Source organism: Pollutimonas thiosulfatoxidans (assembly GCF_004022565.1).
Taxonomy (GTDB): domain Bacteria; phylum Pseudomonadota; class Gammaproteobacteria; order Burkholderiales; family Burkholderiaceae_B; genus Pusillimonas_D; species Pusillimonas_D thiosulfatoxidans.
Genome location: NZ_CP022987.1, coordinates 315,335 through 340,800, shown reverse-complemented (window position 1 = coordinate 340,800; position 25,466 = coordinate 315,335). Strand labels below are relative to the sequence as shown.

23 protein-coding genes are annotated in these 25,466 nt (G+C 59.1%); 11 read left to right on the top strand and 12 right to left on the bottom strand.

Annotated elements, in window-relative coordinates:
* Both lolA and CKA81_RS01635 read right to left on the bottom strand, forming a co-directional pair.
* On the bottom strand, window positions 1–696 hold the full coding sequence (gene lolA / locus CKA81_RS01640; RefSeq protein WP_128353740.1) for an outer membrane lipoprotein chaperone LolA: 696 nt from the start codon (window positions 694–696) through the stop codon (window positions 1–3).
* A complete protein-coding gene (locus CKA81_RS01635; protein WP_128353739.1) occupies window positions 686–3,040 on the bottom strand; it encodes a DNA translocase FtsK in 2,355 nt (784 codons plus the stop codon). The genes lolA and CKA81_RS01635 overlap by 11 nt, the downstream gene beginning before the upstream one ends.
* 44 nt (window positions 3,041–3,084) lie before the next feature.
* Between CKA81_RS01635 and trxB the strand changes: the two genes are divergently transcribed.
* Genes trxB through CKA81_RS01620 form a run of 3 tightly spaced genes read left to right on the top strand, consistent with a single transcriptional unit; the run spans window position 3,085 to window position 5,112 of the window.
* Window positions 3,085–4,044, top strand: coding sequence for a thioredoxin-disulfide reductase (trxB, locus tag CKA81_RS01630; RefSeq protein WP_128353738.1), 960 nt, complete (start codon window positions 3,085–3,087; stop codon window positions 4,042–4,044).
* A complete protein-coding gene (locus CKA81_RS01625) occupies window positions 4,031–4,786 on the top strand; it encodes a Smr/MutS family protein (RefSeq protein WP_164878315.1) in 756 nt (251 codons plus the stop codon). The genes trxB and CKA81_RS01625 overlap by 14 nt, the downstream gene beginning before the upstream one ends.
* The gene (locus CKA81_RS01620; protein WP_128353736.1) at window positions 4,783–5,112 is read left to right on the top strand and encodes a DMT family transporter; all 330 of its coding nucleotides are present in this window, start codon (window positions 4,783–4,785) and stop codon (window positions 5,110–5,112) included. Before CKA81_RS01625 ends, CKA81_RS01620 begins: the two co-directional genes overlap by 4 nt.
* A 185-nt stretch (window positions 5,113–5,297) precedes the next feature.
* Here the strand turns inward: CKA81_RS01620 and CKA81_RS01615 are convergent, their stop codons facing one another.
* On the bottom strand, window positions 5,298–6,269 hold the full coding sequence (locus CKA81_RS01615; RefSeq protein ID WP_128353735.1) for an FAD-dependent oxidoreductase: 972 nt from the start codon (window positions 6,267–6,269) through the stop codon (window positions 5,298–5,300).
* Between CKA81_RS01615 and CKA81_RS01610 the strand changes: the two genes are divergently transcribed.
* Window positions 6,270–6,521, top strand: coding sequence for a hypothetical protein (locus tag CKA81_RS01610; RefSeq protein WP_128353734.1), 252 nt, complete (start codon window positions 6,270–6,272; stop codon window positions 6,519–6,521).
* A gap of 15 nt (window positions 6,522–6,536) precedes the next feature.
* Here CKA81_RS01610 and CKA81_RS01605 read toward each other — a convergent pair whose 3' ends face one another.
* From CKA81_RS01605 to CKA81_RS01595, 3 genes are all read right to left on the bottom strand, one after another.
* Window positions 6,537–8,534, bottom strand: a complete 1,998-nt coding sequence (locus CKA81_RS01605; RefSeq protein WP_128356456.1) for a BCCT family transporter — start codon at window positions 8,532–8,534, stop codon at window positions 6,537–6,539.
* A 151-nt stretch (window positions 8,535–8,685) separates the two neighbouring features.
* On the bottom strand, window positions 8,686–9,642 hold the full coding sequence (locus CKA81_RS01600) for a Bug family tripartite tricarboxylate transporter substrate binding protein (RefSeq protein WP_394342541.1): 957 nt from the start codon (window positions 9,640–9,642) through the stop codon (window positions 8,686–8,688).
* Window positions 9,643–9,767: 125 nt separating this feature from the next.
* On the bottom strand, window positions 9,768–10,577 hold the full coding sequence (locus CKA81_RS01595) for an IclR family transcriptional regulator (RefSeq protein ID WP_128353732.1): 810 nt from the start codon (window positions 10,575–10,577) through the stop codon (window positions 9,768–9,770).
* A 139-nt stretch (window positions 10,578–10,716) separates the two neighbouring features.
* Between CKA81_RS01595 and CKA81_RS01590 the strand changes: the two genes are divergently transcribed.
* The gene (locus CKA81_RS01590) at window positions 10,717–13,065 is read left to right on the top strand and encodes a cytochrome P450/oxidoreductase (protein WP_128353731.1); all 2,349 of its coding nucleotides are present in this window, start codon (window positions 10,717–10,719) and stop codon (window positions 13,063–13,065) included.
* A gap of 4 nt (window positions 13,066–13,069) precedes the next feature.
* Here CKA81_RS01590 and CKA81_RS01585 read toward each other — a convergent pair whose 3' ends face one another.
* The 3 genes from CKA81_RS01585 to CKA81_RS01575 form a co-directional block, all read right to left on the bottom strand.
* Window positions 13,070–13,960 carry an SDR family NAD(P)-dependent oxidoreductase gene (locus tag CKA81_RS01585; protein WP_128353730.1) on the bottom strand — a complete coding sequence of 297 codons (891 nt, stop codon included), beginning with the start codon at window positions 13,958–13,960 and terminating at the stop codon, window positions 13,070–13,072.
* A complete protein-coding gene (locus CKA81_RS01580; RefSeq protein WP_237183400.1) occupies window positions 13,944–17,204 on the bottom strand; it encodes an acetate--CoA ligase family protein in 3,261 nt (1,086 codons plus the stop codon). The genes CKA81_RS01585 and CKA81_RS01580 overlap by 17 nt, the downstream gene beginning before the upstream one ends.
* Before the next feature lie 273 nt (window positions 17,205–17,477).
* Window positions 17,478–18,389 (bottom strand): LysR family transcriptional regulator, encoded by a 912-nt coding sequence (locus tag CKA81_RS01575; protein WP_128353728.1) that lies wholly within the window; start codon window positions 18,387–18,389, stop codon window positions 17,478–17,480.
* A gap of 132 nt (window positions 18,390–18,521) precedes the next feature.
* Between CKA81_RS01575 and CKA81_RS01570 the strand changes: the two genes are divergently transcribed.
* Both CKA81_RS01570 and CKA81_RS01565 read left to right on the top strand, forming a co-directional pair.
* Window positions 18,522–19,499 carry a Bug family tripartite tricarboxylate transporter substrate binding protein gene (locus CKA81_RS01570; RefSeq protein WP_128353727.1) on the top strand — a complete coding sequence of 326 codons (978 nt, stop codon included), beginning with the start codon at window positions 18,522–18,524 and terminating at the stop codon, window positions 19,497–19,499.
* A gap of 71 nt (window positions 19,500–19,570) precedes the next feature.
* Window positions 19,571–19,903, top strand: a complete 333-nt coding sequence (locus tag CKA81_RS01565; protein ID WP_128353726.1) for a thioredoxin family protein — start codon at window positions 19,571–19,573, stop codon at window positions 19,901–19,903.
* 64 nt (window positions 19,904–19,967) lie between these two features.
* Here CKA81_RS01565 and icd read toward each other — a convergent pair whose 3' ends face one another.
* Window positions 19,968–21,224 carry an NADP-dependent isocitrate dehydrogenase gene (icd, locus tag CKA81_RS01560; RefSeq protein WP_128353725.1) on the bottom strand — a complete coding sequence of 419 codons (1,257 nt, stop codon included), beginning with the start codon at window positions 21,222–21,224 and terminating at the stop codon, window positions 19,968–19,970.
* 147 nt (window positions 21,225–21,371) lie between these two features.
* On the opposite strand from icd, the gene CKA81_RS01555 reads away from it, so the two are divergent.
* Window positions 21,372–21,800 (top strand): DUF1841 family protein, encoded by a 429-nt coding sequence (locus CKA81_RS01555; protein ID WP_128356454.1) that lies wholly within the window; start codon window positions 21,372–21,374, stop codon window positions 21,798–21,800.
* A 58-nt stretch (window positions 21,801–21,858) separates the two neighbouring features.
* Here the strand turns inward: CKA81_RS01555 and CKA81_RS01550 are convergent, their stop codons facing one another.
* Both CKA81_RS01550 and CKA81_RS01545 read right to left on the bottom strand, forming a co-directional pair.
* Window positions 21,859–22,221, bottom strand: coding sequence for a c-type cytochrome (locus CKA81_RS01550; RefSeq protein ID WP_128353724.1), 363 nt, complete (start codon window positions 22,219–22,221; stop codon window positions 21,859–21,861).
* Between the two features lie 12 nt (window positions 22,222–22,233).
* Window positions 22,234–22,587: a c-type cytochrome gene (locus CKA81_RS01545; protein WP_128353723.1), complete on the bottom strand. Its 354-nt coding sequence runs from the start codon at window positions 22,585–22,587 to the stop codon at window positions 22,234–22,236.
* 141 nt (window positions 22,588–22,728) lie between these two features.
* On the opposite strand from CKA81_RS01545, the gene CKA81_RS01540 reads away from it, so the two are divergent.
* The 3 genes from CKA81_RS01540 to CKA81_RS01530 are packed head-to-tail and all read left to right on the top strand — an operon-like array spanning window position 22,729 to window position 25,401.
* Window positions 22,729–23,601 (top strand): AAA family ATPase, encoded by an 873-nt coding sequence (locus CKA81_RS01540; protein ID WP_128353722.1) that lies wholly within the window; start codon window positions 22,729–22,731, stop codon window positions 23,599–23,601.
* 14 nt (window positions 23,602–23,615) lie between these two features.
* Complete coding sequence (locus tag CKA81_RS01535; protein WP_128353721.1) at window positions 23,616–24,239, top strand: GNAT family N-acetyltransferase; 624 nt, start codon at window positions 23,616–23,618, stop codon at window positions 24,237–24,239.
* Window positions 24,229–25,401 (top strand): vWA domain-containing protein, encoded by a 1,173-nt coding sequence (locus CKA81_RS01530; protein WP_128353720.1) that lies wholly within the window; start codon window positions 24,229–24,231, stop codon window positions 25,399–25,401. The genes CKA81_RS01535 and CKA81_RS01530 overlap by 11 nt, the downstream gene beginning before the upstream one ends.
* The last annotated feature ends 65 nt before the right edge of the window (window positions 25,402–25,466 follow it).

The window sequence follows — 25,466 nt, the reverse complement described above, 5'->3', positions numbered from 1 at the left end:
CTATTGCATCTTGACGACATCAACCCCAGGCGGCGCGGTGAAGGCGAAGGCATCAGCGGGCAGGCCAGGATTGACCTGGATATCGGTGAGCTCGATGCGGGTCGTTTGCCCGAAAGCATCAAGAATCAGCAATCGGACAGGCATGTTGCTGCGCAGGCCAATGTCGACGTGGGTAAAGCCCGCATCCGCCGTCAGTGGTTCGGCGCGCAGCCAGCGTAGACCATCGGCATCGGGCAACGTCGATATCGAAAATGCCTCGTCGAGCGAACCTGAACCGAACAAAATAGCCGCAGGGGAAGCGCCGATAGATTGATCCACCGCACGCTGCGTAACCTGGGCAAGGTCGGGATCGTACTGGTAGACGGCCTTGCCATCGGAAACGATCAATTGTTCATAAGGCTCTTGCACCGCCCACTTGAACTGCCCGGGACGACGGAAGGAAAATTCGCCCGATTGAACAGGCTTGCCCTGGCCGCGATTGTCCGCGCGCTGCTGAGTGAAGCGCCCTGTTGCGGAAGGCACCGTGGCGATGAACTGACGCAACTGCGCCGGCGCGTCGGCCGCATTGGCCTGATCCGCAGCCGAGCCAGTAGTGGCGCCATCGGCCGGCACCGTAACGGCCGGCTGACCGGCAGCGGGCCAAGCCAGCGTCGCTGCCAGCAAGGCTGCCGCAGCAGCGCTAACGTTAATCTTCATTCGATGTGTTCCCTGCGGGCACCAGGATTTCCCGGTTGCCATTGGATTGCATGGCCGAGACCAGCCCTGCTTGCTCCATTTGCTCCAGCAAGCGCGCTGCCCGGTTGTAGCCGATGCGCAAGTAACGCTGCACCGACGATATGGAAGCGCGCCGGTTTTTCAGCACGATTTCCACTGCCTGATCGTACAGGGGATCGGACTCGGCGTCGGCAAAACCCGTTACGCTGCCGACTCCGTCGCCGGTTTCGCCCTCTAGCGCCCCCTCGAGCAATCCTTCGACGTAGTTGGGCTCGCCCTGTTCTTTCAGCGATTCGACGACCCGGTGCACTTCATCGTCGTGGACAAAGGCTCCGTGCACCCGTGCCGGCAGCCCGCTACCCGGAGGCAAATACAGCATGTCGCCCTGCCCCAGCAAGGTCTCCGCGCCCATTTGATCCAATATGGTGCGCGAATCGATCTTGGAAGACACCTGGAAGGCAATGCGGGTGGGAATATTGGCCTTGATCAAGCCTGTGATGACATCGACACTGGGGCGCTGGGTAGCCAAAATAAGGTGTATGCCGGCGGCACGGGCTTTTTGGGCCAGCCGGGCGATAAGTTCTTCGATCTTCTTGCCCACCACCATCATCAAATCGGCCAGCTCGTCGATCACCACGACAATTGCCGGTAAGGTCGACAGCGGCTCGGGCGCATCGGGCGTCAACGAAAACGGATTGGGTATGGGTTCTTCGCGCTTGATGGCGTCGCGGATCTTTGCGTTATAGCCGGCAAGGTTGCGCACCCCCATCTTGCTCATCAGCCGGTAGCGCTTTTCCATCTCGCCGACACACCAGTTAAGGGCATTGGCGGCATGGCGCATGTCGGTGACTACCGGGGCCAACAAATGCGGTATGCCCTCGTACATGCTCATTTCGAGCATCTTGGGGTCGATCAGTATGAGCCTGACCTGCGTGGCATCGGCCTTGTATAACAAGGACAGAATCATGGCGTTGATGCCGACTGACTTGCCCGAACCGGTGGTGCCGGCAACCAGCAAGTGGGGCATTTTGGCCAAGTCTGCAACTACTGGGTTGCCCGCGATGTCTTTGCCCAGCGCCATGGTCAGCATGGAACTGCTGGCGTGATAGGTTTGCGAGCCGATGATCTCGGACAGCTTGACCATCTGGCGCTTGGGGTTGGGCAGCTCGAGGCCCATGAGGTTCTTGCCCGGTATGGTTTCCACCACCCGTATGCTGACCAGGCTTAGGGCTCGGGCAAGGTCTTTGGCCAGATTCACGATCTGGCTGCCCTTGACGCCGGTGGCCGGCTCGATTTCGTAGCGGGTGATCACCGGGCCTGCCTGCGCGGCTACGACAGTGGCCTTCACACCGAAGTCCGACAGCTTTTTCTCGATGAGACGCGAGGTGTATTCAATGGTTTCGGGCGTGACGGTTTCGGCGGTTTCGGACGGCATGTCCAGCAAGCCGACTGCCGGCAGATCGCCAAAGCCGGCGCGGTCTTGCGGCGCCGTGAACAAGGCCTTCTGCTTTTCCTTCTCGACCCGGACGGATTTTGGCACCGACGTGATGGCCGGCTCGATACGGACCGGTTGCTCGTGAACGAGCTCTTCTTGCTTGGCTACTACGATCTCATCGCGCTCGGCCTTCTTGGTTTGGCCAACCTTGCGATCTTCGCGGGCCGCCTTGAGTTCGAGCAGGCGGCGGAAGGTCTTTTCGATGGTCAGCCCCACGCGCTCGGACACCGTCAACCAGGAAAACCCGAAGAACAGGCTGGCGCCCACCGCCACAAAGACCAGCAACAACAAGGTTGCACCGGTAAAACCCAGTAAAGAGGCCATGCCCTGGGCCAACAGCTGCCCCAGTTGACCGCCTGACCCGGCGGGCAGGTGTGTGCCGAGGCTGTTCATTTGCAGGGCCTCGGTACCCATGGCGCCGACAAACAGCAGGAAGAAGCCGATCGCAACCTCCCAGTGCACGCGCGGCAGCGGCTCTTGCTTGTCAGTCAGCAAGGTGTTGGTCAGCCGATAAAACCCCAAACCGACCCGCTGGGCGAGCAATACCACCCACAACCAGGCCGAGTACCCGAACAGGAAAAGCAGGAAGTCGGAAATGTAAGCGCCCAGGGTGCCGCCCCGATTCATCGTGGTGGTGGCATGCACCGAATGCGACCAGGCGGGGTCCTGAGAGCTCCAGGTTGCCAGCACCAGGGCCAGCCAGGCGGCCAGCGCCGCGAAGACGATCCAACGGGCTTCGCGGAGCAAACCGGACAGTCGGGACTGCAGGGGAGAAGGCCCGTTGCGCACATTGCGCGAGGAGCGTGGGGACGTCGCAGGTAATCTAGCCATGGACTCATTATAATTGGCTGTGCAATTTTTTCGGATTTTCTGTCATGACCACCCCAAAACACGCCAAAGTACTCATATTAGGGTCTGGACCGGCCGGTTACTCGGCAGCGGTTTACGCGGCGCGCGCCAATCTCAATCCCGTACTGATCACCGGCCTGGAACAGGGTGGCCAACTGATGACGACCACCGATGTGGACAACTGGCCGGCTGACGCCGAGGGTGTGCAAGGCCCCGACCTGATGCAGCGCTTTCAGGCGCACGCCGAGCGCTTCAACACCGAAATGATCTTTGACCAGATCGTTACCGTGGACCTGTCCAGGAAGCCTTTTACGCTTACCGGAGACACCGGCGCTCAGTACACCTGCGATGCCCTGATTATCGCGACCGGCGCGTCCGCCATGTATCTGGGTCTGCCGTCCGAACAGGAATTCATGGGCCGCGGCGTATCCGGGTGTGCAACCTGCGATGGCTTCTTTTATAAGAATCAGGATGTTATTGTCGTCGGCGGCGGTAACACCGCCGTCGAGGAAGCTTTGTATCTGTCGAATATCTGCCGCAGCGTTACGCTGGTGCATAGGCGCGACAAGTTCCGCTCCGAGCCCATCCTGACCGACAGATTGATGGACAAGGTGGCCAACGGCAACATGAAGCTCAAGCTCTTTTACACGCTGGACGAGGTGCTGGGCGACCAATCGGGCGTAACAGGCGTGCGCCTGCGCAGCACGAAAACGGACGAAACCGAAGATCTGGCCGTGACAGGAGCGTTCATCGCCATCGGGCACAAACCGAACACAGACATCTTCCAGGGCCAGCTTGCCATGAAGGACGGCTACATCATCACCCGCAGCGGCTTGGACGGCATGGCCACCATGACTTCCATACCCGGTGTGTTCGCAGCCGGCGACGTCCAGGACCACATCTACCGCCAGGCCATCACCAGCGCCGGCACAGGTTGCATGGCAGCCCTGGATGCACAACGCTGGCTGGAGAATGCCGGCGAGTAAACGCAGGCGCGGCGGCGAACCGGCAAAAAGCCTGGCGGACCTCAAGCACCTGCGCAAGCTGGCAGATCAGGCCGCCCGGCAAGCCGAGGCGGACCAAGCGGCGACTGACGCAAGGCGGGCCGCTTCGACTGGCCGCGACAGCAGCAGCAAGCAAACGCTACCCGTTGCGGCCCCCAATTGGGAGGCCACCTTAAGCCCGGAAGACGTGCAGCTCTTCCGGCGCAGCATGCGCACCGTTACACGGATCAAGGATCCCGGGCGCTTGGTGCTTCCTCCCGTATCTTCCGCCACGGCGGAACTTTTGCGTCAGCGGCGGGCGCGGGCATTGGGACAGCAGGCCGATCCCCTGCCGACGGTTTCCGATCTCTTCAGTCCGGGTTCCCTGGATACGGATGACACGCGCTTTCTGCGCAGCGGCCACGGACCGGACCTCATCAAGGGCCTGAAGCGCGGCAAGTGGCCGGTGGGCGCCACCTTGGATCTTCATGGCAATACCCTGGACGAAGCACGGGATCGCCTGGACGGCTTCTTGCAATCCTGCCTCACGCATCACATAAAGTGTGTGAGAATTGTGCACGGCAAAGGGTATGGTTCGCGAGACGGCCAGCCGGTGCTGAAACAAACCTTGCGTCGCTGGCTTACTCAATTTTCGTTTGTGGTCGCCTACATCGAGTCCGGCGAGCACGACGGCGGAGCCGGTGCGGTTGATGTCTTGCTGAAGTCAGCGGAGCGAAATCCATGAGCTGGATCTATCTTGCCGTCGCCATTGCGGCCGAAATCGTGGCCACAACCACGCTGAAAGCGTCTGACGGTTTTTCGCGGCTGTATCCGTCCATCATCACCGTTATCGGATACGGCTTGTCGTTCTATTGTCTGGCGGTGGCGCTGCGCGTCATACCGGTAGGCATCGCCTACGCGGTGTGGTCCGGCGCCGGTATTGTTGCGATTTCCCTGATCGGTTATGTGATCTTCAAGCAGGCTCTTGATACGGCGGCGCTGATAGGCATCGGCCTGATCGTCACGGGCGTGCTGGTATTGAATGTGTTTTCCGAGTCGGCCCGTCACTGAGGGGCCACTGAAAATGACAAAGGCCGACGTCTGACGTCGGCCTTTGTGCTTTTTATATTTTTTATGGGACCTGCAACTTTTTTATAGTACCGATTTATCGGCTTTGCCCATGCAGGGCTTTGTCTCCTCACCTGCATGGGATGCATTGTGCACGATAACGTCACGCGCAACACTTAGGGAATGCACTAGGTCGGTGCTTTCGCCAAGGGCGTCGTGGCAGGCCCGCACAATACCTGGCCGTCACAGGAAAACCGCGAACCGTGGCAAGGACAGTCCCAGCTACGGTCGGTCGCATTCCAGGCCACCAGGCAACCCATGTGCGTACACACGGCACTGACTCGGTGCACGGTTCCTGTCTCATCGTGATAGCAGGCCAGCGGTTCGCCATGAACCTTGACGACCATGCCCGCGCCTTGCTCGGGAACAGGAAGCTCGCTGCGCGGCGTCCGAAGCCTGTCGCCCACAAAATGCTGAGCGGCGTGTAAATTTTCCTTAAGGAAGTCCTTCCCACCCACGACAGGTTTGATGCGTGTCGCATCAAACAGCTTGGCGGCAGGATTTTCCCTGCCCAGTATCTGATCCGCAATAAGCAGGGCAGCCGACGTGCCGTTGGTGATTCCCCAGGCGTTGAAGCCTGTCGCCACATAGACATGTTGATCCGAACCGCTGGCGCGGCCCACAAACGGAAGTCCATCCATCGGCTGAAAATCCTCATTGATCCAGCGATATTCGGGCTGGTCGACACCGAACTCCCGGCCAACAAACTGCTCCAGCTCCAGAAGCAGGCGTTGTTCGTCCTCGGTCTCGCCCGTCTTATAGGTGCCTCCCACGGCTACCATATAGAGTTCCGAGCCAGAACCATGAACTCGAAAGGAATGGCTCGGTGAGGAAGTGCTGATATACATCCCGTCAGGTGCACGCGCTGGATCAATGCGGCCAGCCAGCATCGGATGACTGATTGGATAGGCGCGCGTGTAGAACAACCCGTCGGACACGATAGGCATCTGCGTAGCAACCACGACATCGCGGACCCGCAGGACCGGTCCGGCTTCAGTACAAACAATCTGCCGCCCGCCCTCTTTGCTTATCTTGACTACCCGACAGCCCTCATGGACGCCGGCGTGCCGTGCGACCTCGGCTGCCAGTCCGCGCAACATGTGTCATCCGACGATGAGCCTCGTCCCACCATGGATACGCCGCCGCCTGCCTCGAATGCGAAATCGACGGCCTTTGACCGCGGCACGGCCGCCGCCGATGAAGATGCGCGATCAGGGCAGTTGCCTGGTCGCGGCGACCACGCGGCGACTCAGGCCGAGGGAACAGCAGAGAGCCCGGAGGTCGAGAAAGACCGGCATCGACCGGCGGATGAGGACGTCCAACCGCGTGGCGACGACCCTGCTCGCAGCTAAACGGCCCGCATCTGCTCAGGCCGGATCGGGCTGGGCAGGTTCGTTCGTGTGCACCATATGCAAGTACTGGCGGTGGCGCTCGTATTGGTCCAGGATGTCGCCGATGACATCATCGCGGCTCCATCCCATTATGTCGTAGTCCTGCCCTCCCTCGCGAAGGAAGACCTCGGCGCGGAAATAGCGGCGTTCGTCTTCCGTGTCTTTCTGGTCGGAGGTCAGGGCCGGCCGGAACTGCTCCAGGGGCCAGACAGCGTACGAAAAATCCATGTACTCGCCGTGGTGTTCCACCGCAAGCTCTAGGTGGTCTTTTTCACCTTTCTCGTGCACGATTACCTCGTAGCCCTGCTTTTGCAGCTCGTTAGCCACGGCATGCATCGCCGGTAGCACCACCTTATGCATGAAGGCCAGCACGTCGGCTCGGTGCGGCATCAGCACAATGTTGCGCAATCGATGCTGCCAGGGCTGACCGCTGCTCATTGGCTGGAAGCGCGTGATCGTTTGATAGCGAATGCGGCGCTTGGTCGCATCCAGATTCAAGGCCTTGAACAGGCCCCATAAGGCCAGAAGCAAGATGATGGAAAATGGCAGAGCGCTTGCAATCGTGGCCGTCTGTAATGCCTCGAGCCCATCAGCAAGCAGCAGCGCAATCGCGACCACGCCCATCAAGGAGGCCCAGAAAATTCGCTGCCAAACCGGCGAATGCGTTGCGCCGCGCGAGGCTAAAAGGTCCACCACCAAAGCGCCTGAGTCGGCCGATGTGACAAAGAACACAACGACCATAATGATGGCGACGATGGAGGTGATACTGGCAAGCGGAAGATGCTCCAGGAAGGCGAACAACGCCAGTGAGCTGTCCTGGCTCACGACTTCCGCAAGCTGCGTCACTCCCTGCACTGCAATCATGTGAAGCGCGGTATCGCCGAAAACCGTCATCCAAAGAAAGGTAAAGCCGGCGGGCACCAGCAGCACGCCGCGAACGAACTCCCTTATCGTCCGGCCCCGTGAAATGCGCGCAATGAACAAACCCACAAACGGTGACCATGCAATCCACCAGCCCCAATAAAACAGTGTCCAGCCCCCTATCCAGTCTGTAGGCTGATAGGCATAGAGATTGAAGGTTTTGTTGACGAGCTCCGACAGATAAGACCCGGTATTTTGAACAAAGGTCTGTAGCAGAAAGACGGTAGGCCCCAGCACCAGGACAAAGAGCAGCAAGATAACTGCCAGTGCCAGATTGGTTTCGGACAGTATCCGGATGCCGCGATCCAGCCCGCTTGCCACTGATATCGTCGCCAGGCCCGAGGTGATGACGATAAGCACGATTTGTGTCGACACCCCCACTGGCACGCCAAACAAATGGTTAAGGCCGCTATTGATTTGAGCAACGCCAATTCCAAGCGATGTGGCAATGCCCAGCACTGTACCGATAATGGCGAAGATATCGACCGCGTCACCGATGGGACCGTGTATCCGGTTGCCTATCAGCGGATACAACGCCGAGCGCAACGTCAACGGCAAGCCATGGCGAAAGCTGAAAAACGCGAGAATCAATCCTACGATGGCATAAATTGCCCAGGCATGCAGACCCCAATGAAAAAAGGTTATCTTCATTGCCTCGCGTGCGGCCACTACCGTACCCGATTCGCCGACGGGCGGATCAACATAATGCATTACCGGCTCGGCCACCCCGAAGAACATCAGGCCTATCCCCATGCCGGCGGAGAACAGCATGGCGAACCAGGTGACGTTGCGGTAATCGGGCTGGCTATGATCTGGTCCCAGCTTGATGTCACCATAACGACTGAAGGCAAGGTACACGACAGCCAACAGAATAATGGCCACCGTCAGCACATAGAACCAGCTTAAGTTGGTCAGAATCCATGCCTGCGTTGCATCAAACGTAGCTTTTGCCGCCGACGGTGCCACGACGGCGAACAACACCAGGGCCAGGATGAGGCCGCCGGAAGTAAAGAATACAGGGGGATTGATGCTGGTCTTGGTCGATGCTTTCATCATGCGCTCCGCTTTATACCCCTTACCCAAAAGCAATGGGGTCAGGTCTTGCAATTTGCATGCTACCGCGAAAATGGCAATACCAGTTGCCCTCCGCGTGCATGATTGCAGACCTGACCCCACCCTTTACTAGCGGCGTACCGAGGACTGATTAGTCCAGCGTGATGCCCAGTTCCTTGATCAGCTTGTGCCAGCGCTCCGTCTCTGCTGCAAGCAGCGTCGCGTACTCTTCTGGCGTGTTGCCTACGGGTTGAATGCCGAAATCGACCAAGCGTTTGTTGATGGCGGGCTCTTTCAAGGTCGCGACCACCTCTTTGTTCAGCTCGTCAATAACGTCCTTGGGCGTACCTGCCGTTGTCACCAGACCAACTTGGGCGGCTGCCACAACGCTGGGGTAGCCAAGCTCGGCAAAAGTCGGTACGTCGGGCAGTTGCGCCAGCCGCTCGGGGTTGGCCACAGCCAAGGGCTTGACCTTGCCGCCGTTGATGAAGCCTGCTCCTGCGGCCAGGTCGACCATCATGACGGGCACTTGACCGCCAGCGACATCAGTCAGGGACGGCGCTGCACCGCGATAAGGAATGTGCACCATATCAAGCTTCAGTTCAGCCTTGAACAGTTCCATGGCCAGATGGTGAGGGCTGCCCGCCCCGGCTGATGCGTAGTTAAGTCCGCCTTTATCGGCCCGGGCCCGTTCGATAACATCCTTTACGCTGTTCAGGCCGGAATCCGGACTGGTCACAAGGATCATGGGGAAAGTGCCGAGCAGTACAACCGGCGCCAGTTCCTTGTTTGGATCGTAGCTGAGCTTTTTGTACAAGGCGGGATTGAACACCAGTGTTCCGTTGTCGGCCGACATGACGGTGTAGCCATCCGGGGCGGAACGGGCAACGTCGTTGGCGGCAATGGAAGTATTGCCGCCTGGCTTGTTCTCTATGACCACGGGTTGGTTAACGCGCTTGCCCAGTGCGTCGCCGATGCTGCGGGCAAGAAAGTCCGAGCCACCACCTGCAGGATAGGGAACGAGCCAGCGTATGGGCTTATCGGGATACTCGGCTGCGGAGGCCGACGCACCCATGGCGATGGGCAGGGACACCAGGGCTACCGCCATTATTTTTCTCAAAACGAACATATTTCCTCTCCGGATTTCTCGGACTTCGGTTTCGACGCGTAAACTATATACGCTTTGCGTAACGATGAGGAATCCAAGTAAACCCTAGGCACTGGGAATCTCACTCAAGCCTCGTGACCAAGCGCGGCACTGATGGCCGCGCCTTCCTTAAGCAAAGCCTGCGCCACAGCACTGTCGGGTGATGCATCGAACCCGCCGGTCGCCCCCAAGACCGTCAAGACGGCAACGACATGGTTGGAAAAATCGAAAATCGGCACCCCAATAGCACTGATACCCTGGAGATTGGTGTCGCGCACGATGGCCATCCCAGCCTTGCGGACCTCTTCTTTTAGTGCGGCCACCGGATCGGGCCCATCCAGCCCGCCCGCCTGCGCGCTTGTTGTCTGAGCCAGCTCTTCGCGCGCCAGCTTCTCGACCACGGTATCGTCGGTGAAGCCCAAAAAGACCCGCCCCGTGGCCGACCTGAGCAGAGAGAGGACCGACCCCACCCTTACGTTAAGAGTCACCGGCAGGCCGGGCTCTTCAAACCGCACGATAGTCGGCCCCTTGTTTCCCATGACGGCAATAAAGCAAGTCATCTCGAGCGATTCGCGCAAGCGTATGAGCGCCGGCTCGGCGACGCGTAGCGGATCGGCCAGGCGCATGGCGGCAAGCCCGATCTGGATGGCTCCGGCGCCCAGGTAATACTGCAACGACACGGGGTCCTGGGCAACCAGACCCTCGTCCATCATGCTGTTCAGGTATCGATGCACTTTGGCGGGGTTCTCGGAAACTTGTTTGGCCAGAACGGTCAAGCTGGCCCGCCCGCCCAGTTTCGTCAAACCTTTGAGCACCGCGATGCCGGTGGTGACCGCCTGAACGCGCTGCCGACGCCCAGGCACATTGCTTTCGATATCGTTGTTTGTCGTCGTCATGGATAGCCAGCCACTGTAAAAAGTGAAGTAAGTATATCTGCGCCATAAACCCTCAGAAAATTACGCAATGCGTGTTAGCATTACGCAACTGATCGCAGAGAGCTGTAAACGGGGCACTTAGCCCGCGGAGGACGACACCATGAATACACGTACCCAACAGTCACTGGCGGGCTGCCCCGTCGCCCATCATGCCACTCCCGATGCTGGGCGCTGTCCTGTGGACCATAAAGCGGCACAGTTTGACCCCTTCCAGGACGCCTACATGGAGAACCCGTCGGAGTTCGTCCGCTGGGCCCGTGAGCAAAAGCCAGTGTTCTATAGCCCCAAGCTGGATTACTGGGTGGTTACGCGCTACCAGGCCATCAAGGACATTTTCCGCGACCCCATTGCATTCAGCCCTTCCAATGTGCTGGAGCCCGTGGGGCAGCCCTCGCCAGAGGCTGCATCCATCCTGAAGCAATACGGTTATGCCATGAACCGCACGCTGGTCAATGAGGACGAGCCCGCCCACATGGCCCGTCGCCGCGTGTTGATGGAACCCTTTACGCCCGAGCATCTGCGCAAGCACGAGCCCATGGTGCGCCGGCTGGTAACCGAAGCCATCGACGGCTTCATCGACGATGGCCGCGTCGACCTGATGGAAAAACTCCTGTGGGACGTCCCTTTCTCGGTGGCGCTGGAGTTCCTGGGCATAGAAGACGACTCTGACCGCGCGACCATGCACAAGTTCTCGATCGCGCACACCATCAATGCATTTGGCCGCCCTACCCCGGAAGAAAGCGCCAACGTGGCCCACACGGTCGGACAGTTCTGGCAGTTCTCGGGCGAAGTGCTGGAGAAAATGAAACGCACGCCCGACGGCCCTGGCTGGATGCGCTACTCCATACGCCAGCAAAAAGAGTTTCCGGATGTGGTGACGGATTCCTATCTGCATTCGATGATGATGGCGATTATCGTCGCCGCGCACGAGTCCACATCGTTCGCTTCAGCCAACGCCATCAGACTGCTGCTGGAGCACCCTGAAAGCTGGGCTGACATCTGCAAGAACCCCCTGCTTATTTCGCCGGCGGTCGAAGAGTGCCTGCGCCACAATGGCTCGATAGGATCGTGGCGCCGCCGCGCCACCCGCGACGTCGAGATAGAAGGCGTCGCCATCCCGGCCGGGGCGCGCTTGCTGTTGGTGGTGTCCTCTGCCAACCACGATCCGCGCCAGTTCGGCGACCCGGACTTTTTCGACATCCGCCGCGACAACACGGTTGAACACCTGACCTTCGGCTTTGGCGCACATCAATGCCTGGGCAAGAATATCGGCCGCATGGAGATGCAGATCATCATCGGCGAGCTATCACGCCGCCTGCCGCACATGCGCCTGGCCGAGCAAACCTATAAGTATGTGCACAACCTGGCATTCCGCGGACCGCGCAACCTGGTGGTGGAGTGGGATCCAGCCCAAAACCCGGAGCGGAACGACGCTTCGGTGTTGGAGGCGACGCAAGAGATACGACTGGGTGCACCTTTGGCCAAACATGTGGTGCGCGATCTGCAGCTGGCCGAGGTGCGACAGGTCGCCGACGACATTGTGCTGCTGCGACTGGTAGCGCCCGATGGCAGACCCTTGCCGCAGTGGACGCCCGGCGCGCACGTGGACATCGAATGCGGCCACACCGGCCTGTCGCGGCAATATTCGCTTTGCGGCGATCTCGACGACCGTAACGCCTGGGAGGTCGCGGTCCTGCGTGACCCCGAAAGCCGCGGCGGATCATCATGGCTGCATCAGAACGCCACAGTAGGCGCAGAGCTGCGTGTACGCGGTCCGCGAAATCACTTCCGTATGGACGAGGCACCAACCGGCCGCATCTTGCTCGTTGCGGGCGGCATCGGCATCACGCCCATCATGGCGATGGCTCAGCGCGCGCGCGCATTGAACCTGGACTATGAAATCCACTTCAGTTGCCGCTCCCGCTGCACCCTGCCCTTTGCCAACGAGCTGGAACAAGCCCATGGCTCGCGCCTGCATGTGCATATCAGCGACGAAGGCAGTCGCAACGACTTCGATCGGCTGCTGGCGACTTTCGACGACAGCACCCAGGTTTATGCCTGCGGCCCGACCCGAATGCTGGCTGCGCTGGAAGAGGCCGTGTCGCGACGCGCGCTGCCGGACAGCGCCCTGCATATCGAGCACTTCGTGAATACGGTGACCATCCTGGATCCGGCCAAAGAGCAATCCTTTGAAGTTGAACTGAGGAATTCCGGCTTGACGCTGACTGTACCCAACGACGCCACCTTGCTCGAAGTCCTGCACGGCTCGAACATCGACGTACAAAGCGATTGCGAAGAAGGGCTTTGCGGCGCCTGCGAAGTGGGCGTGCTGGATGGCGAGGTCGAACATCGCGACAGCGTGCTGACAACAGCCGAGCGACGGGAAAACAACCGCCTGATGGCATGTTGCTCTCGCGCCAAGGGCAAGAAACTGGTTCTGGATCTTTAGAGCCTTATACCCGTGGGGTCAGTGCCTTGGCCAGCTCGTGCTTGGACTGATCCCAGCCATTTCGGGGCGTCAGTTGCAAGGTTTGATCTTGCACCTGGGCCAGCCGGCTACACAAGCTGACCGCCGGGTCGTGATCGTCGGGAAGGTATATGCCCTGTGTCATGGTGATGTGCGCACACGAAAAGCTGCCGCCTCCCGCCAGCAAGATCATGCCGGTAGGCGCCTGGTCTTGAACCAGCGCCAGCAAGCCCTTGCTGACACGCTCGGCGCTCAGCACTGTAGCGGCTTCTTCGTCCAACAGGCCTTCCGTCATGCCGGTGACGGCAGTAGGAGCCAGGCAATTGACCCGAATGTTGTACTTGCCGCCTTCTTCCTTCAAGGTTTGCATCAGGCCGACCAGCGCCATTTTCGCTGCGGCGTAGTTTGATTGCCCGAAGTTGCCATAAAGGCCCGACGACGATGTCGTCATGATGATGCGGCCGTACGCCTGGTCTTGCATATGGGGCCAGACAGCCCGGGTAGCATGCACGGCGCCCATGAGGTGCACGTCCAGCACCAGGCGCCAATCGTCCAAGGACATTTTGGCAAAACTGCGATCTCGCAGAACGCCCGCGTTGTTGACCAGGATGTCGATGCGCCCAAAGGCCTGTATAGCCTGTGCGGCCATCCTCTGCATATCTTCCGGGTGGCTCACGTCGCCCATGACGGCCAAGGCTTGCGCGCCGGCGGCGCGGGCTTGCGCAGCGACGTCGTCTGCACCGCTGCCCAGATCATTGACCACAACAGATGCGCCCAGGCGCGCCAGTTCCAGCACATGCGCACGCCCCAGGCCGCCGCCCGCCCCTGTCACTATCGCGACCTTACCCACTAGCGGTTTCTCAGTTGAATTCAACATCGCACGCTGCCTCGGTTTTAATGAGCCTGACGGCCGGGTATTGGAAGCTACCATCAAGATGCGCGGGTCCTGGCTGGTAAAGGCGCAGGGTCAGGTAGAAGCCGTCGTCCGCGGGAGCGGGCAACCAGTTTCTTCCAGGGCCCGGATCATCGGCTTGAATGGAAATGGTCAAGCCGCCATCCTCATCGGGCTTCAGCCCCGCCGTTCTATCCCCGATGGAATGACGACCAATGGGGTTATCGACCAATAAACAGTTGCTGCGACCATATAAAGTAATTGACCAGAAGGCGCCGACATCAGGCAGGGCGGTAGGCGGAAAGCGCAAGGCATACTGATGCCGCCCTCGTAAGGGCTGACCTTGCTCATCGACCTCAGCCATGATGTACATGGCTTCGTCTATGCCCAAGGTTCCGATCCAGTTACGTGCGACGCGAGCACGTGTGAGGAAATCTGCCCCGAAGCTCTCCCGCACATTGACGGCGGTCGTCCAGCCGCCGCCCAATTCCGAACTTTGCACGGCTTCGCGTAGCTCGGTATAGACGTGGTCCAAGGCGAGTTGCAGTGACGCTTCTGGCGGCGGCCACCCAGCAACGGGGAACTCCGACGGATTGCGCTTCAGCATGATGTCCAGAACACGAAGGTAGTCCTGCGCTGTTGGCGCACCCACCTTGTTCTTGGTAAACAAGGCGTCGATCCGGGTCAAAGCCGGCGTTCCGTCAAGTCGGGATATCTTGAAGCGATCTTGCAAGGCATGCACTTGGGCTAAATCGCCTGCCTCTGCGTCGGCTAGAATTCGGCCGATGATCCAGACATCCTGGCTGGGTGAACTAATGACATGCATACCCTCCGGTACTGCACCTGACCAGCCAGGGCCATGTACGAACAAGCGCTGCGCTGCGCCGCCCGTCGTCCTGCGGCCCGCGTAGGCCCATGGGTTGGTCCACGCATCAAGAAAACCCAACACCCAATAGCGCTGCCCCATTTCGGGGACATCAATCACCAATGGGCCTGCCGACAAATCCAGCCAGGCGTTGGTAAACAAGGTATCGTTATTCGGCGTGACGACCTCGGTGTCGGCCGGGCTGCGCAAGCGCCGGGTATGTGTGAACTGGTTGACCCAACGCATGCTGGAAGCTGGGCTGTCGCCCGCGTAGCCTTGCTCGGGGTGCTTGCGTTGCGTGTTGGCTGCCCGCATACGGGCAATTTCAAACAGGGGTAGTGTCTGCAACACCGATGCCGCTGGTTCTTTAGTCAGCAATACGGCATCCAGTGCCAGAGCACCCTGGCCTTCTGCAAATACGACCAGCGGATTCAGTTCAACCGAGTCCAGTGTGTCGCCCGCCGCCACGGCAAACTCGGAAAGCCGCACTATCGTCTGCGCCAGAGCATCGATGTCGGCCCTCGGCGAGCCCCTGAAACCATTCAACAGGGCAAGCGCTCGCAGCTCTGAAATCATTTCATGGGCTTGCGGGAGGTTTACCGGAGCGAGTCGCAAGACCACATCGCCCCATACCTCGACGTTGACTCCCCCGCTACCCAGCATGATTACAGTGCCCAAGTGGGGATCCTGGCGGGCACCTACTATTATTTCCACCCCACCGGCACGCATCGGCGCCAGCAACACACCTTCTGCTTGGCCCCACATGCCGGCCTTGCACAACGCATGCTTGATAGCATCGTAAGCCTCGCCTGCCTGCGTCTCGTTCTGGATGTTCAGTCGCACTCCACCTATATCGCTTTTATGGGCGATCTGGCTGGACAGCACTTTCATGACGGCCGGAAAGCCGATGTTTGTTGCCTTTGCCATGGCTTGCTGTCTGCTGTCAGCAACCTGCGTTTCGACCATGGGAAGACCGGCTTGCCCCAACAGCCGCATGGCTTGGGCCTCGTTGTAGGCCTGGTGTAACAGGGGTGGCTGATGGACGGGCAGAAGATCGCTGCAGCCGTGGTCCTGGGTGTGCTGTCGATGGAAGAAAGTGATCGCTGCCAGGACGCGGATAGCGCGGCCGGGGTCAGCAAAGCAGACACAGCCATGCTTAGCCAGTTCAGCCTGTTGCTCAACGTCGGCCAAAGTACTGAATATAATCAGGCGCCCGGGAAAATCCCGGCGCAGATCACGCGCCAGTTGCCGTTGCGCACCGCGTATTACGGGGTCCATGCCGAAAGCGGAAAGAAAGATCAAAAGGCTGCCGTAGCCTGCCTGTTCCAGCATCAGCCGAGACACGACATCCAGCAAAGCGGGATCTGCCGTTACCTGCCCTGTCAGATCTACCGGGTTATGGGTAGAGGCAAATGGGATGATCTTCTTGATCGACGCCTGGGCCGTGGCCGGCAATTCGGTTACAGCCAGGCCTGCTTCGGCCGCGTCATCTGCCATCATGACCCCTACGCCACCGGAGACAGTCAAGATTCCTACGCTGTCGTTGTCAGGGATGCCGGAGGTCGCCAGACAGTGGGCAATATCAAAAAACTCTTCTATGCTGCGCGCGCGCCAAGCGCCGTGCTGTTTGAACAAGGCATCGTAAACGGCGTCCTCGCCGGCCAGAGCCGCAGTATGGGACGATGCAGTCAGTGCGCCCAATTCCGTGCGGCCAACCTTGACCATGACTACCGGCTTTCCTGCCAAGCGGGCTTTATCCAGGGCGCGCCGCAACTTCAAGCCGTCGCGGCAGCCCTCGATGTAAGCCATGATCACTTTTGTTTCTGGATCGTCCGCCATCCAGGCGATGCAGTCAGAAACGCTGATGTCGCTTTCGTTGCCGGTGGTGATCCAGGTGGAAAGCCCCACCCCACGCTCGCGCGCCATGGCATATGCGTATGCACCAAAGGCACCGCTCTGGCATACCATGCCAATGTGACCCACCTGGGCAAGCCCCATGGCCACCACCGGCGAAAAGGTGGCATAGACGGACCGCGCCATGTTCATGAAGCCCAGGCAATTAGGGCCCAGTATCCGTATTCCCGCATGGCGTGCACGCTCAGCGATCTTCTGCTGCAATTGTTCGCCGCACGCTCCAGTTTCTGCGAAGCCGGCGGAAAACATAACGACGCTTTTGACTCCGGCTGAAATGGCGTCCTCGAGGGCTGCTTCGACCGAACCCGCAGGAAGGGCGAAGATCGCCAAATCGATGGGAGCACCGACAGCGCTCATACTTGGGTAGCTTGGCAAGCCGGCGATCTCGCGTGCGCCGGGGTTGATCGGATAGATCTTCCCCTTATATCCATGTTCTACGAGATATCGCACGGGAACGGCGCCGATTTTGTTCGGCTTGGAGGATGCGCCGACTATAGCAATGGCGTCGGGTGCGAGAAATGTGTCTAGGTTTGGCAAAATCGTCACGCAGGGAAAATATAGATTCGTCGGGGAAGCATACGTGCTGCTTCATTGCCGAGTACGAGCTGCTTGCAGCCGAGGCAATTCAATATACTGCCTCTGCCGTTGATCGGACAAACTGATATTTTCTATATATTTATCTGTCTAAATGATAAATGCCTGCGTTATACGGGCCTACATGGTTCAATGTTGCCGCGCTGCATGCCAGTCATGCCCCGAGCCCAAGGTGAAATCAAGAAAGCTTTCCACTGCAGGGGACAGGAGATCTCGGTTGCGAAAGAACATGGTGACCTGCCAGGTGACGGTCGGCTGAGTCACTGGGATAAAAGTCAGGCCGAACCCCTCTACCAGGTTGCGCGCCATCGAGGGGCAAATTACATAGCCCGGCCTTACGTGCAACATGGCCAAGGCCGTATTCACGCGGTGCACCGGCATAATGTCCCGGGCGTGCAGTTTGGATGGAATATGGCTCAGTACGTTTGCCTTCAAATTGGGCATATAGTTAATGAGCGTTTTGTCTTGCAACGCACTCCAGGTTGCCGACTCTTGCGTACCCAAAGGATCGTCCGGGCGCAAGGCTACCCACAGCGGGTCGGTGAACAGCCCTTGCACTTCTATACTGTCGTCGACTTCGACCCCGGCCGGGCCAAAGCCGATATCGGACTTGCCGCTGTATAAACCGCTGATCACTTCTTCTATCGGAACGTCCTCAAAGCGTACGTCCACACCGGGAAAGCGACTGCTGTAGTTGGCAATGAGCTGCGGCAACAAGGTGCACGAGAGCGTCTCGGGAGCCGCAACGCGAACCACTCCTCGCCGGAGCTCTCTTAAATTGACCACGCTTTCCAACGCACCGTCCAGGTTGGCCAACACCCGCCGCACCAGCGGCTCGAATACGGCTCCCACCACAGAAACAGAAACCTTACGCGTGCTTCTGTCGAGCAAGCGCACGCCCAGGCGACTTTCCAACTCTTTGATCAGGCCGCTAAGTGCGGCCTGCGACAAATGCATGCTGTCGGCGGCATCTGAAAAGCTGCCGCGTTCCAGTACAGCGATGAATGCCCGCAACTGTCTTAAGGTAACGTCCATCTTCATAGTTGCCCTCCCCGGTGCACCGATACTTATAAGTAAATCTGATAGATTAAGAATTAAATAAAGTTTGTTCGAATTTACTCTCGGTCGTAACCTATAGGCAAGAGAAATTAGAAACCACACTCAGGAGACAACATGAAGCTAGGGAAAAGACTACTGCTGCTTGCAGGCGCCACCGGGCTTGCAATTACGCTTACCAACGCTGCTGCACAAGAAAGCTGGCCCGAGCGACCCGTAAAGATCATTTCGCCGTACGGCGCGGGCGGGCCCAACGATATATCTGCACGCTTGTTGGGTGAGCGACTAAGCTCCCGGCTCGGACAGACTTTCGTCGTTGAAAACAAGACCGGAGCTGGCACCATAGTGGCCAACAATTTCGTCGCCAAGGCGGCCCCTGACGGCTATCACGTTCTTTACGCAGCCGCTCCTTATTCCACCCTGGAAGCCTTGCACGGCAGCTTAAGCTACGACCCCAAGAAAGACCTCAAGGCTGTTGCCATGGTCGCAACCGTTCCCTTGTTTCTTATCGTCAATGCCGACAGCCCCTACAAGACAGTGGACGACCTCATCAAACACGGAAAGTCGAACACCGATGGCCTGACGGTCGGCTCACCCGGACACGGCTCCTTGCCTCACTTGGCAGCCGAGCTTCTGTTGATTGATGCGGGTACCAAGGGTCTGGTCGTGCACTACAAAGGCGATGTCGCGGCATATACCGATTTGGTTGCGGGCCGTATCGATGCGACGTTAACGGCCATCACAGCCGCGCTTCCTCACATACAGGCCGGCAAGTTGCGCGTGCTCGGGGTCGCCTCCGAAACCGCCAGTGGCATCTACCCAGATGCCCGGCCTCTGAAGGACCAAGGCTTGTCCAGCGTCGTGGCTGCAGGTTGGTATGGCTTCATGGTTCCGTCCGGGACGCCACCAGAGATCGTGCAGCGCCTCGATGACGAAGTCGGGCTAGCGCTTAACGACGCATCCATAAAGAAACGCCTGCTCGACCTTGGCATGGAGACCCGCCCCGGCACAAGCGCCCAGTTCGCCCAGTTCATCCAGTCGGAAATGGATAAATGGGGCGGCGTCATCAAACACGCAAACCTGAAGGCGCAGTAGGCCTGCCCTGTGGCGCAAGGCGAAATCTTAATGGGCATATGGGTTGCTGCCGTCAGGCAAAGGAGCCCAACATGCCCATGAACGCTCAGTACACCGAAGACGAACCTGCCCGCGAGTCCATCGATCAGGCTGAAGGCCCCCTGGTCCTGGAGTTTGGCGCATCCTGGTGTGGTATCTGCCAGGCGGCACAGCCGCTGATTAACCAGGCCTTCACCGATTTCCAGGAAGTTGCGCACATCAAGGTGGCTGATGGCAGTGGCCGCCCCTTGGGGCGGTCATTCCGCATCAAGCTATGGCCTACCCTTATCTTCCTGCGAGACGGCAAAGAGGTAAGCCGGCTTGTGCGGCCCACGCAAGCGGGCGAGATCAGCAAGGCACTTCGCCAGATCACCGAAACCCAATAAAAAAACCCGCAAGGCCATCGGCATTGCGGGTTTTCGGACTACGGTCTACCGGAAGCAGACGTGCTTACATGTTTTGGATCATTACCTGGCCAAAGCCCGAGCAAGACACTTGGGTGGCGCCTTCAAGCAAGCGCGCGAAGTCGTAGGTGACCTTTTTCGACAGGATGGATTTTTCCATGCTGGTGATGATCAGGTCAGCGGCTTCGGTCCAGCCCATGTGGCGCAGCATCATTTCGGCAGACAGGATCTGCGATCCGGGGTTGACGTAGTCTTTGCCAGCGTACTTCGGAGCCGTGCCGTGCGTGGCTTCGAACATGGCCACCGAGTCGGACAAGTTGGCGCCCGGAGCAATGCCGATACCGCCCACTTGGGCAGCCAGCGCGTCGGAAACATAGTCGCCGTTAAGGTTCAATGTAGCGATGACGTCGTATTCGGCCGGACGCAACAGGATTTGCTGCAGGAAGGCGTCGGCAATGCTGTCCTTGACGGTGATCTCGCGACCGGTCTTGGGGTTCTTGAACTTGCACCATGGGCCGCCGTCTATCAATTGGGCGCCGAATTCTTGCTGGGCAAGCTCGTAACCCCAATCGCGGAAGCCGCCTTCGGTGAACTTCATGATGTTGCCCTTGTGCACCAGGGTAACGGACGACCTGTCGTTGTCGATGGCGTACTGGATGGCCTTGCGGACCAGACGCTGTGTACCTTCACGCGACACTGGCTTGACGCCGATGCCCGACGTGTCGGGGAAGCGAATTTTCGTTACGCCCAGCTCTTTCTGCAGGAACTCGATAAGCTTCTTGGCTTCGGCGCTTTCGGCTTCGAATTCAATACCAGCGTAGATGTCTTCGGAGTTCTCGCGGAAGATCACCATGTTGGTTTTCTCGGGCTCTTTTACCGGCGAAGGCACACCCTTGAAATATTGGATGGGGCGCAGGCAAACGTACAGGTCGAGTTGCTGACGCAGCGCGACGTTCAGCGAACGGATGCCGCCGCCCACTGGTGTGGTCAGCGGGCCCTTGATGGACACAACGTAGTCGCGCACAGCTTCGAGCGTTTCTTCCGGCAGCCAGACGTCGGGGCCATACACCTTGGTGGATTTCTCGCCGGCGTAGACTTCCATCCAGTGGATCTTGCGCTTGCCACCGTAAGCCTTGGCGACGGCCGCGTCTACAACCTTGAGCATGACTGGCGTGATATCCGCACCCGTGCCGTCACCTTCGATGTACGGAATAATGGGTTCGTCGGGGACGGTAAGCGAAAAATCGGTGTTAACCGTTATCTTTTGGCCCGCGGCGGGGATCTTGATGTGCTGATAGGACATGGATGCTCCAGTTATGCTCCATAAGGAGTAGGAATCGGTATAGAACAGAGGATAGGACGTGCCGGAACGCCGCTCACTCTTATATAAGAGTAGTTTAGCCTAAAATAGAGACTCTGTTGGTTAATGCTTATAGCGGGACTTGTCATGTTGTTCAACCCCACGCGCGATCAAGTGCGGCAATTTTTTACCGAGGCGTGGCACAAGCACAAGGCTGGCGGCGTGTTGACTTCTCTGGAAACCATGGCGGTGGATCTGATGCGCGAGCATCCCGAATACCATGCCGACCTGGAAGACCCGGAAATCGCCAATGCTGACTTCTCGGTGGAGCAGGGCCGGACCAATCCTTTTCTGCATCTGTCCATGCATCTGGCGATCAATGAGCAGCTTTCCATCGATCAGCCCCCGGGAATCAAGGCTGCCTACCAAAGTCTGCTTGCCACTCGCGATCATCATGAAGCGGCCCACATCATCATGGAGGCATTGGGCGAAGCCGTATGGGAATCCCAGCGCCTGGGCACCCCGCTGGATACCGAGAAATACCTGGACCTGATCCGCAGGCACGCCACCTCGCGCTAAATTTGGCAGACACAAAAAAGCCTGCAGCGATGCAGGCTTTTTTGTGGAAACAGGCAATTTACTTGCGTACTGCCAAAGGCGATGGCAGGCTGGCCAGCCAGGCCGAGATATTCTTGATGTCGGCTGGGGTAAGCTGGGCCACCATCGCGCCCATGATCGCATTCTTGCGGGTGTTGGCGCTAGCAGGTGCACCGGCTGCGCCACGCTTGTACGAACGCAGGGCGTGCTCGAGATAGTCTTGATGCTGGCCGGCCAATATGGGGTAGGCGGGCATGGTCGACGTCTTGGCGTCTGCGCCATGGCAGGAAGCACAAGTGTACTTGTCGAAGGCAGCCTTGCCAGCGGCAAGATCGTTGGCGTTGGCGCCGGAAGCCAGGATCATCAGTGCGGAGCCAGCCAAGGCTAGTGTTAGTTTTTTCATTCAGGCCCCCGATTATTTAAGGCTGGAGTAATAGGCGGCAAGATCGGCCATGTCTTGCGGCGTAAGGCTTTTCGCGATGGCTTCCATGCTGGGGAAGCTGCGCCCGCCGTTGGCATATTCTTGAAGCGCGGCGACGATGTACTCGGCGTTTTGTCCGGCAATCATGGGCACGCTATAGACCTCGGGGAAGCTGGACTTGTAGCCCTCGATGCCGTGGCAACCTATGCACATGGAGATTTTGGACTGAGCGGCCTTGGCGTCGCCCACAGGCGCCGCATCTGCCGCCAGGGCGTTGCCCGCGATTGCACAGGATGCCGTAACGGCCAGCGCAGATAAGGTGCGCGTCAGGGAGGTTCGCAACTTCATAATAGCTCTTGTTTGGCGGTGAAAGAAAATTGATCTACGTCAATAGACCAATGAAAAGACCAGATTGTACGATAATTGGAGCCAGCCATACACCAATGCCCCTGCCAGCGTGCAGGGCCGCATACTGATACGGACACCAATATGACTCTTGCTGCACCCGCTCTGCCTTCCGAACGCTTTACCGGAACCGAACGCTACGTCGCCACCGACGACCTGAAACTTGCCGTTAACGCGGCGCTCGCCCTGCAGCGCCCCCTGCTCATCAAGGGGGAGCCCGGCACCGGCAAAACCATGCTCGCCGAAGAGGTTGCCGCCGCCCTGGGCCGGCCGCTGCTGCAGTGGCATATCAAGTCCACCACCAAGGCTCACCAGGGCCTGTACGAGTACGATGCCGTATCGCGTCTGCGCGACTCGCAGTTGGGCGACGAAAAAGTCCGGGACATCGGCAACTACATCGTCAAGGGCGTGCTGTGGCGCGCCTTCGAGTCCGACGAGCCCGTGGTGGTGCTGATCGACGAAATCGACAAAGCCGACATCGAGTTCCCCAACGACTTGCTGCAGGAGCTGGATCGCATGGAGTTCCATGTGTACGAAACCCGCCAGACCATACAGGCCAAGCACCGCCCTCTTATCATCATCACCTCGAACAACGAGAAAGACCTGCCCGACGCCTTCCTGCGTCGCTGCTTCTTCCACTACATCAGTTTCCCCGAGCGCAGCACCATGCAGGAAATCGTTGCGGTGCACTACCCCAACATACGGGAAGACGTGCTTAGCGCTGCGTTGGATACCTTCTTCGCCCTGCGCGAGGCGCCTGGACTGAAGAAGAAGCCCTCCACATCAGAGTTCCTGGACTGGCTGCGACTGTTATTGAACGAGTCGCTCTCCGCCCAGGAGATCAGCGGTTCGGCAGGCGACTTGCCCCTGATGGCCGGCGCATTGCTCAAGAACGAACAAGACATCACCTTGCTGCAAAGGCTGGCGGCCATGACGCGCGCGGGTCAGCGGCGTTAAACAGGCATACCCCCATGAGCCCCGTGACCCCGTCATTTCGCCATATCCCCTCACCCGTCACGCTGACCGGCTACGGCGTGCAGCTGGCGCCCTTGCAACTGGCGCATGCCAATGGCCTGGAACAGGCCGCCGCCGATGGCGCGCTATGGCGCCTGCGTGTGACCTCGGTGCCCCAGCCCGGTGGCGCCGCCGCCTATATCCAGGAGGCGCTACGCGGCCAGGAGGCCGGCAGCATGCTGCCCTTTGCCGTATTCGATGCAGAATCGGGAGCCCTCATAGGGTCGACGCGATACCACGACATCGTTCCGACCATTGCCCGGCTGGAAATCGGCTACACCTGGTACGGCAAGGGCTGGCAGCGCAGCCATGTCAATACAGCCTGCAAGCTGCTACTGCTGCGTCATGCCTTCGATGTCCTGGGCGCCGGCGTTGTAGGCTGGCGCACGGACAACTTCAATTTTGCGTCGCAGCGGGCCATAGAACGACTGGGCGCCCATCGCGATGGCGTGCTGCGGCACCATGGGCTGCGGCGCGACGGCACCGTGCGCGACACTGTCATGTATAGCCTGCTGCGCGGCGAGTGGCCGGGCGTCCAGGCTCATCTGGAATACAAGTTGCAGAGCTCACATGCTGATTGATTTTTTCTACCACCTGCGGGCGCACAAGCTGCCGGTTTCCGTGCAAGAGTACCTGACATTGCTCGAAGCCTTGCAAGCACGCCTGATGCCGCCGACGGTGGATGATTTTTACCACTTGGCGCGCATGACACTGGTCAAGGACGAAACGCTGTTTGATCGCTACGATCAGGCCTTTGCCGAGTTCCATCGCACGCTTGAGGCCGCCCTGCCCGCCGATAAAGAAATCCCGCTGGACTGGCTGATCAAGGAATTCCAGAAACAACTGACGCCTGAACAGAAAGCCGCCATCGACAAACACGGCTGGAGCAAGTTGATGGAGCTGTTCAAAGAGCGCTTGAAAGAACAGAATGAACGTCACGCGGGCGGCAGCAAATGGATAGGCACCGGCGGCTCCTCGCCGTTCGGCCATGGCGGCTACCATCCGGAAGGCATACGCCTGGGCGGCCCTTCGGCCGGCAACCGTACCGCAGTCAAGGTCTGGGAGAAGCGCGAGTTCCGCGACTACGACGACCAGCAGGAATTGGGCACACGCAATTTCAAGATGGCCCTGCGGCGCTTGCGCCGCTTTGCCAGGGAAGGCGCTGCCCTTGAACTTGACCTGGACCACACCATCAGCAGCACCGCCCGCAACGCCGGCTTCCTGGACCTGCAGATGATCCCCGAGCGCCACAACACGGTGAAGGTGCTGATGCTGCTGGATGTGGGCGGCAGCATGGACGATCACATCGCCCGGGTAGAAGAACTGTTTTCTGCAGCGCGCAGCGAGTTCCGGCACCTGGAGGTCTATTACTTTCATAACTGTCCGTATGAATCGCTGTGGCAGCGCAACTCGCGCCGCAATGCCGAACGTTTCGATACCTGGGACATCCTGCGCAAATACAACGACGACTGGCGCCTGATCATCGTGGGCGATGCCACCATGAGCCCCTACGAGCTGTTGCAGCCCGGCGGGTCGGTCGAGCACTACAACAAGGAAACCGGCGCCGTCTGGCTGCAACGCCTGCTGGAGAACTGGCCCAAGGCTGTGTGGCTGAATCCGGAGCCCGCTGCTTATTGGGAGTATCGTCAGTCTATTGCGATAGTCCAGAACATCATGCATAAGCGCATGTACAGCGTGACGGTAAGCGGGCTTGAACAAGCCATGCGTCAGTTATCCAAATAACAGCGGCCGTCGACCGTGCCTGCCATGTTAAAAGAACAGCACACCTTGCAGCACCACTCATTACG

Excerpts from the sequence above, each read along its gene's own strand:
- lolA (WP_128353740.1), bottom strand. The coding sequence starts at position 696 with ATGAAGATTAACGTTAGCGCTGCTGCGGCAGCCTTGCTGGCAGCGACG.
- CKA81_RS01635 (WP_128353739.1), bottom strand. The coding sequence starts at position 3,040 with ATGGCTAGATTACCTGCGACGTCCCCACGCTCCTCGCGCAATGTGCGC.
- trxB (WP_128353738.1), top strand. The coding sequence starts at position 3,085 with ATGACCACCCCAAAACACGCCAAAGTACTCATATTAGGGTCTGGACCG.
- CKA81_RS01625 (WP_164878315.1), top strand. The coding sequence starts at position 4,031 with ATGCCGGCGAGTAAACGCAGGCGCGGCGGCGAACCGGCAAAAAGCCTG.
- CKA81_RS01620 (WP_128353736.1), top strand. The coding sequence starts at position 4,783 with ATGAGCTGGATCTATCTTGCCGTCGCCATTGCGGCCGAAATCGTGGCC.
- CKA81_RS01615 (WP_128353735.1), bottom strand. The coding sequence starts at position 6,269 with ATGTTGCGCGGACTGGCAGCCGAGGTCGCACGGCACGCCGGCGTCCAT.
- CKA81_RS01605 (WP_128356456.1), bottom strand. The coding sequence starts at position 8,534 with ATGAAAGCATCGACCAAGACCAGCATCAATCCCCCTGTATTCTTTACT.
- CKA81_RS01600 (WP_394342541.1), bottom strand. The coding sequence starts at position 9,642 with ATGGCGGTAGCCCTGGTGTCCCTGCCCATCGCCATGGGTGCGTCGGCC.
- CKA81_RS01595 (WP_128353732.1), bottom strand. The coding sequence starts at position 10,577 with ATGACGACGACAAACAACGATATCGAAAGCAATGTGCCTGGGCGTCGG.
- CKA81_RS01590 (WP_128353731.1), top strand. The coding sequence starts at position 10,717 with ATGAATACACGTACCCAACAGTCACTGGCGGGCTGCCCCGTCGCCCAT.
- CKA81_RS01585 (WP_128353730.1), bottom strand. The coding sequence starts at position 13,960 with ATGTTGAATTCAACTGAGAAACCGCTAGTGGGTAAGGTCGCGATAGTG.
- CKA81_RS01575 (WP_128353728.1), bottom strand. The coding sequence starts at position 18,389 with ATGAAGATGGACGTTACCTTAAGACAGTTGCGGGCATTCATCGCTGTA.
- CKA81_RS01570 (WP_128353727.1), top strand. The coding sequence starts at position 18,522 with ATGAAGCTAGGGAAAAGACTACTGCTGCTTGCAGGCGCCACCGGGCTT.
- CKA81_RS01565 (WP_128353726.1), top strand. The coding sequence starts at position 19,571 with ATGCCCATGAACGCTCAGTACACCGAAGACGAACCTGCCCGCGAGTCC.
- icd (WP_128353725.1), bottom strand. The coding sequence starts at position 21,224 with ATGTCCTATCAGCACATCAAGATCCCCGCCGCGGGCCAAAAGATAACG.
- CKA81_RS01550 (WP_128353724.1), bottom strand. The coding sequence starts at position 22,221 with ATGAAAAAACTAACACTAGCCTTGGCTGGCTCCGCACTGATGATCCTG.
- CKA81_RS01545 (WP_128353723.1), bottom strand. The coding sequence starts at position 22,587 with ATGAAGTTGCGAACCTCCCTGACGCGCACCTTATCTGCGCTGGCCGTT.
- CKA81_RS01540 (WP_128353722.1), top strand. The coding sequence starts at position 22,729 with ATGACTCTTGCTGCACCCGCTCTGCCTTCCGAACGCTTTACCGGAACC.
- CKA81_RS01535 (WP_128353721.1), top strand. The coding sequence starts at position 23,616 with ATGAGCCCCGTGACCCCGTCATTTCGCCATATCCCCTCACCCGTCACG.
- CKA81_RS01530 (WP_128353720.1), top strand. The coding sequence starts at position 24,229 with ATGCTGATTGATTTTTTCTACCACCTGCGGGCGCACAAGCTGCCGGTT.